The sequence below is a fragment of the Mycobacterium sp. genome (assembly GCF_049281135.1).
Lineage (GTDB): Bacteria > Actinomycetota > Actinomycetes > Mycobacteriales > Mycobacteriaceae > Mycobacterium.
On the sequence record NZ_JBAPRN010000073.1, the window covers coordinates 1 to 6578 of the forward strand.

A 6578-nucleotide genomic window follows, 5' to 3' on the forward strand; every position below is an offset into this window, starting at 1 on the left:
CTCCCAGCACTGTCCGCTGAAGGAATGCCACCTGATCGGCCTTGACTTGCGGGTCCGAATATACTTGGAAGTGACGGCACGGATACCGGCGCAGTTCGGCGCGTGGTGCCCGCTCGGCGGCCTTGACGGCCGGCGGCGCCGGCGTAATGGTGTCCTGGTCGCACACGGTGACCAGCAGCGGCATCTTCAATCGCTTCGCCTTCAGGCCGGGCCGGTAAAAACCGAACCTCAGCATCAATCGAGCGGCGAACTCGTTGCGCCACTTCGAGTTCGGACCCACGACAGCCGCGAAATCCGATTGGTTGTGCGGTGCGGTGATAACGGCGAAATCGCCGGGAGCGCCCACAGGTCGTAGCAGGCGCGCAGGGCGGCCCAACCAGGCTCCGAGCTGATCACGCAGTCCCTCCACCACAAAGCGGGCCATATTTCGAGGCTCGACGCACTTCATCGTGGCGATGCTGTCGGCGTACGGCCCCTGTGCGATCACCGCCGCGATGCGCGCATCTTCGGCCCCAAGCGTCAGGACGTGCCCGCCGGAGTACGAGGTTCCCCACAGCACGATGCGGTCAGGATCGACACCGTCGAGGCTGCGCGCCCACTCGACGACGGTGCGGTAGTCCTCGAGTTGCCGGCCGATGTCAAGCAGTTGACGCGGCTCGCCTGTCGAATCGCCGAAATGGCGGTAGTCGAACACGACGACAGCGAATCCCGCGTCGCGGAACGCTTCGGCGTACCCGGGTAACGCATCCTCGCGTGTCCCTGAAAAGCCGTGCGCCATGACCACGCAGGGCGCGTCGCCCTGCGTCGCGTCGGGCCGGTACACATAGGCCGCAAGCTGCTCGCCGTGGCAGGGAATCCGCACATCATCAGTCACAGCGTGGATTATGCGCCGAAACCGCAACCTAGCAGGCCGCTATTCGAACTTTTGCATCGTGGATTCAAGCCCTAGGGGGCTGGGCAGTTCGGGGTTTGGCCTCTCCCTCTCTCCGCTTTCGGCTTTCGCCGATCCCGTTGCTGCACCCCAGCACAGCGAAAACCGAACGCCTCACCGCCAACTGGCAACCACAAATCGTCTGACCTGCGAAAACCCCTTGTTGCAGACCTAAAATTTTCGGTTTTCGTTCGGGGGGAGATATACACAGCTGGTGGGGAGACGCACCGGAACCCCTGTTCGCGCGGGACACCCACCCCCCCCCCACCGAGGTAGTTGCGCTGGTTGGCGTTTGCGCTGGTGGAGTGTGGTGGGGTCGTGGACCGTAGTTGCGGATGGAGTGGTGCCGCAAGGGGTTCCGGTTGGTCGCATGGTCGGAAAGGATTGTGGCCCGCGTGGATGGGCCCGTGAACGGGGAAGGGTCCACAGGCGATTTCTCCCTGTCCCCGTCCACGGGAGTCTTTGGTTCCATCGACGGGGAAGCAGTGCCCTGGTGCTGTGGCCAGCGCCCAAGTCCTTTTTCGCCAGGCCACAACTCACCGCCTCCCCGTCCGCGGAAGTCCTGTCAGGCCACCAACATCCGGAACACGGCGTCGTTGACCGAATCGCTGCCGTAGCGGGCGTACATGTACATGCCGCGCTGGCCGGTCGGACGCCTGTTGGCACCGAACAAGTGCGGGATCAGTTCGACCGCGCTGCCGATACGCTGGGACACCACGAAATTGGAGAAATCCCCGTACAGCAGCACCGGGTCGTTGCCAGCGCCAGCGCCCAGCGTGGAGTCCATGTTGGACAGCTCGTCGACCGGTTTGCCCGCGAGGGTGGGCTGATCATTGCGCAATTCGGGGAACACGAATTGGCTGCCGGTGGTCAACTGGCGCAGTTGATTCAGCACGGCTAGGTTCGCGCAGATTTTGACCGACAACGGCAAGGTGTTCACCGGCCGATTCCATCACCCACCGGTCGAGGTGCTCTTTGATCGGATCTGCCGGGAGAACGGCATCGAGCACCTTCTGACCCAGCCGCGCAGCCCGACCACGACCGGCAAGAGCGGTTCCATCGCACTTGCGTGCTGAATTCCTCAGCGAGCAAAAGCCTTTCAAGTCGCTGACGACCGCTCAACACGCCCTCGGCGAATGGTGCCGCTACTACAACACGGTCCGCCCGCACTATTCGCTGGACATGAGCGCACCCGCAGAGCGGTTCGGCGGCGCAGCACACGCCCACGACGACGGCCCGGTCCAGGCGACCGACCGTAACGACGACTTGTGGGTCAGCCGACGGGTCTGCGCCAACGGCGTGGTCAGTGTGGCCTGCCAACAGATCCCGGTCGGCCTGCACCGCGCCGGCGCCCGCTGCGACGTCCGCATCGACGGCGACGTTCTGCGGTTCTGGATCGGCAGCGAACTGGTCAAAACCGCCGCGCGAACCAGCACCAACGCGATACGAAAGAAACACGCCTCCCGCACCCGCGCCGAGACGTAAACCCAACCCAGAGTGTCAAGGATCAACCGAAACAGATCCGTCAAGCATCAACCGACTCTGAACAGGGGCACTCATTGTTGATGTAGGTCAGCGGTGGTTTTTAGGTGCCCGTCGACTGATGTTGGCTTGTTCTGGTCGGTGCCTTGGTCGGCGATGGTTTGGCATCAGATGACGCACCGTGGTGGCGATAGTCAATCGGGCGTCAAGTCGGGAAGCGATGTCGTCCAGATCTGTCGGAAACAGACCCGCGTGCTGATTCAGCGTCGTCGCCGCTGATTCGTGGCTCGACGCGCTCAACTGAAGAGCATCAACGGAATCCGCCGGTGATCGGTCGTTATGGAATCGCTGTTATGTGGCCGGATCAGCATTCTGGGTCGACCGATCATTGAGAATTGACCGGGGCCGAATCATGGCGTTTTCCCTCTCGGTCTGCGCGTCGGAGCGTTGAATATAGGCCGCTTCGCGCACTGCGTCCTCAGTCTCCAGAGCCGCACCCAGGGCACCCCCAATCATCGCCAACGAGCAAGTCAACCAAGCTAGTTCGAAGTAATCTCCCAGGGAGGCAGGGTGGCCGACGGCGCTGCGGAAAACTTGCGGCACTACAAACCAGAACGCCGCAACCAGCGCCAGCAGATACAGAGCTGCATACAGCACGGTCACGCCAATGACGACCGTCACCACGGTCGCAATGTTGAACAACAGCACCTGCTTGCGTACTCCTGGCGCGAGAGTGCGCTCCCATAGCTCAGCCCCGATGATCAAGGTCGCTGCGGTAGCACCCACCGATAAGAGACCCGTACCGACAAGCCGCACCCATCCAAAGCCATCGGACAGCCGCCAGACATCGGAGTACACCAAGCCGAAAACCCCGACGGCCACCGCGCCGGTCAGAGCACGCGACAATCGCAGCGACAACCGCCACGGCTGATTTGCCGCCACCATCCCGCCCAAAAGCACCAAATTGCCCGTCACCACGCGGGCAGTGAATGCGAAAGCTTCGTTGGCGGTGTCGGTGCCCAGTTCCCGCACCCGCTGCACCAACAACCGTCGTGGCCGCCTGGCCGAGCCGTTAGTGTCGCTGTCGCGCTGCTGATGAGATCCGGCCAGCCGCTCAATCACCCGAACAATCCCCTCGCGAATCCGTTGCCGGGCACCCAGCGCGCCGAGCGCAGGCACCGACACAATCGCCACGTTGTGGACCGGATTGACGTGGGCCACGACCGGACGCCGGTGAATGTGCAACGGAAGATCGGTCAGGCAAACCACCACATCCCAACCACTGTCCAGCAGCAATCGCCGTGCGGCGTCCACGATCTCAGCGTCGGTGGCCGGCGGCTGCACCAGGCGGCTCTCCACCGCCTCAACCCGCCACCGCGCTCCCGGTAACCGCCGCTCGAGTTCCTCACCCAAACCCGCGTCGGCGAGATCGCGGGCCAGTGAAAAAGCCACACCGGGCGCCCCCACGAGGCCCAGCACGATTTGTGGACCGTTGTCGGCATTCGGCACATCTGTTGTAGACACCATGCGTTGATCGTCACATCCGTTACGGATGGCGCCCAGTCTTGACGCGACAGTTGAGCCTCGGGTCTCAGAGCCAGTCCTCACGGGGCGCCCTCGCGCTGCATGTTCGGGGCTTGAGTTCGCGACTATCAACCACGTCGGCCGGAGTTGACTTTGTGGTAGATCCGGTTCAGGAAGTCGTCCACCGCTCGGCCTACGCCGTCCCGAATGGTTAACTACCGCTTCGCGCTCTTCGTTCGTGTCAGCACCGTCGCGGCGTCGGCAGCGGTAGGGCTGAGGATGCCCGGGATGACGAAGTTGCGCAGCGTCGCCCGTCTGTCCATGCGGGCATCGTGCTGGCCTCCGGCGAGGTGATCCATCAGCAGCATCTGCGCAACCCGTACCAGCCAGTCGGCGACCCATCGGGGTCGAGCTGCTCGCGCAGTTCGCCGTTTGCCTTCGCCGCGTCGACGTAGGGTCGCAGCGCCTGGCGGATCCGATCCCGGAAGGCCGTGGATGCCGCTGCGGCCACCGTCATGGTGAAACTTTCCGGCGAGAACAACACACGCAGCCAGCGTGGTTTCTCCACGGCAGCGATCGCACCATCAAGAGCATCTAGTAGCCGCTTGCTGAATGGGCGGCTGCCTTCCATCGTCGGTTGGGCCCCCTCGATCACGCCTGCCGATTCACGCAGGATCACGAACGCCAGCACATCGTCGCGCGACCCGAAGTAGCGGTACACCGTCGTGCGGTGCACTGACGATGTGGACGCCGTGACGGCTACCAAACGACTCATGATCAGCGGGCGGCGCGATGCGGCGCTCGATGCGATCAAGCGTGAGCTCACGGAGATGCAAGCACTCCGACGTCCTCGATGAAGCGTCGGGCGGCAGCAAGATCTACGCCGGCGCGACGACGACTAGCACCTCCTCCGCCCAGATGGCCCCTGACATCGGGCACGTATGTCTACGTTGAGTATTGGCTGACTTCCGCGGTGTGCAGATGCATTGTCAAAGGGCAGCGGCAGCCGCTTCGGCGACAGTCTGGTCCTGTTTGCCGCTCCCGCCGCTGACGCCGACGGCACCTACTATCTGGCCGGCCCGCTGTAGCGGGATTCCTCCCGCGAAAATCATGACCCTGCCCCCGTTGGAAGCGTGGATGCCATAGAACTGCCCGCCCGGACCGGCATCGGCCGCCAGCTCCTCGGTCGAGATGTCGAATGCACGGGCGGTGAAGGCTTTGTTTATCGAGATGTCGACGCTGCCGATCCAGGCGCCGTCCATCCGAATGTGCGTCACCAGGTTGCCGCCGACGTCGACGACCGCGATATTCGACGGGGAAGAGATCTCGTCGGCTTTAGCGATGCCCGCGGCAACCACTCGCTGTGCGTCATCGAGAGAAACCGATGCCTGATTCAGTGTCATTTCGCACCCGATTCGTCAATGAGGTTGTCCTGAAACGTGTTCAACATCGGACTTTGTGTTTTCACATCGACGCGAGCTGCGGCTTGAGTACCACCTTGGTCCAACCGTCGTCGCGGGCGTCGAAGTGCTCGTAGGCGTTCGGGGCCTCAGACAACGGAAGTTCGTGAGAGATGATCCATGATGGGTTGGCCTTGCCTTCGTGGATCAGATCACGCAACTCACGGTTGTAGTGCTTGACGTTGGCCTGACCAGTTCCCATTCGTTGGCCTTTGAGCCAAAATTCGCCCATTTCGAAAGTGATCTTGCCTTTTTTTCGTTCTGCGTCCGGCGCGCCTGGATCCTGCGGCAGATACAAACCCACCACGCCGATTCCGCCGGTGAACTTCACTGCCCGCACGAGATCGTTGATTACCATCGAGGGATCCTCATGGCCCTGGGGGTCATGTGCCTGATAACCGATACAGTCGCAACCGCAGTCGGCGCCAGCGCCTTTGGTTTGTTCGAGGATCTGCTCGACAGCGGATCCCTTTGAATCGTCGATGGCGATGACACCGATTTGTTCGGCCAGCTTGAGCCGGTCGGGATGACGATCGACGATCATCACCTTGGCCGCGCCCTTGATCATCGCTGCATGGGCCGCCATTAACCCGACCGGGCCCGCGCCATAGACCACGATCGCGTCGCCGGGCTGCAGCCCGGCAAGTTCGGTACAGTGCCAGCCTGTCGGGAAGATGTCCGACAGCATGACGTAGTCGTTTTCCTTTTCCTGCGCGTCGTCGGGCAGCTTCAGGCAGTTCGAGTCGCCGAACGGTACCCGCAGATACTCGGCTTGGCCGCCGTTGTACGGGCCCATACCCGCGAACCCGTATGCCGCCCCAACCATCTCGGGGTCGGGATTGGTGGTCAGACAGAAAGCCGTTAGCCCTTTCTCGCAATTGCGGCAGAAGCCGCAACTGATATTGAACGGCAGGCAAACCGGGTCACCTACCTCCACCGAGGTCACGGCGGCCCCTGTGTCGACGACTTCGCCGAGGTTCTCGTGACCGAGGACCCTGCCAGAGTCCATCGCGGTCCGGCCCTCGTACATGTGCAGATCGGATCCGCAAATGTTCGTGGTGGTGATCCTGACGAGCACATCGGTCGGTTCTAAGATGACCGGGTCCGGAACGTCCTCGACGCGGACCTGCCTGGGCCCTTCGTAAACAACAGCTTTCATGACCTCTCCCAATCTTGTTGAC

The 6578-nt window shown here is 62.5% G+C and carries 6 protein-coding genes and 1 pseudogene; 1 reads left to right on the forward strand and 6 read right to left on the reverse strand.

From position 1 onward, the window contains the following. Positions 1–874: alpha/beta hydrolase (locus WAN02_RS02980; RefSeq protein WP_422262701.1), on the reverse strand; the 874-nt coding region annotated here is incomplete at its 3' end. 622 nt (positions 875–1496) lie between these two features. Beyond that, complete coding sequence (locus tag WAN02_RS02985) at positions 1497–1871, reverse strand: phage major capsid protein (protein WP_422262702.1); 375 nt, start codon at positions 1869–1871, stop codon at positions 1497–1499. Here WAN02_RS02985 and WAN02_RS02990 point away from each other — a divergent pair. After that, positions 1840–2416: pseudogene (locus tag WAN02_RS02990) on the forward strand (integrase core domain-containing protein); the annotation flags it as partial. The gene WAN02_RS02985 and the pseudogene WAN02_RS02990 overlap by 32 nt on opposite strands. Positions 2417–2764: 348 nt before the next feature. On the opposite strand, the gene WAN02_RS02995 reads toward WAN02_RS02990, so the two are convergent. From WAN02_RS02995 to WAN02_RS03010, 4 genes are all read right to left on the reverse strand, one after another. Further along, positions 2765–3940 carry a hypothetical protein gene (locus WAN02_RS02995; protein WP_422262703.1) on the reverse strand — a complete coding sequence of 392 codons (1176 nt, stop codon included), beginning with the start codon at positions 3938–3940 and terminating at the stop codon, positions 2765–2767. Positions 3941–4295: 355 nt separating this feature from the next. Continuing rightward, complete coding sequence (locus WAN02_RS03000) at positions 4296–4763, reverse strand: TetR/AcrR family transcriptional regulator (protein ID WP_422262704.1); 468 nt, start codon at positions 4761–4763, stop codon at positions 4296–4298. A 163-nt stretch (positions 4764–4926) separates the two neighbouring features. Further along, positions 4927–5340: a GlcG/HbpS family heme-binding protein gene (locus WAN02_RS03005; RefSeq protein WP_422262705.1), complete on the reverse strand. Its 414-nt coding sequence runs from the start codon at positions 5338–5340 to the stop codon at positions 4927–4929. A gap of 61 nt (positions 5341–5401) precedes the next feature. Further along, positions 5402–6556 (reverse strand): glutathione-independent formaldehyde dehydrogenase, encoded by a 1155-nt coding sequence (locus WAN02_RS03010; RefSeq protein ID WP_422262706.1) that lies wholly within the window; start codon positions 6554–6556, stop codon positions 5402–5404. Positions 6557–6578 lie beyond the last annotated feature (22 nt).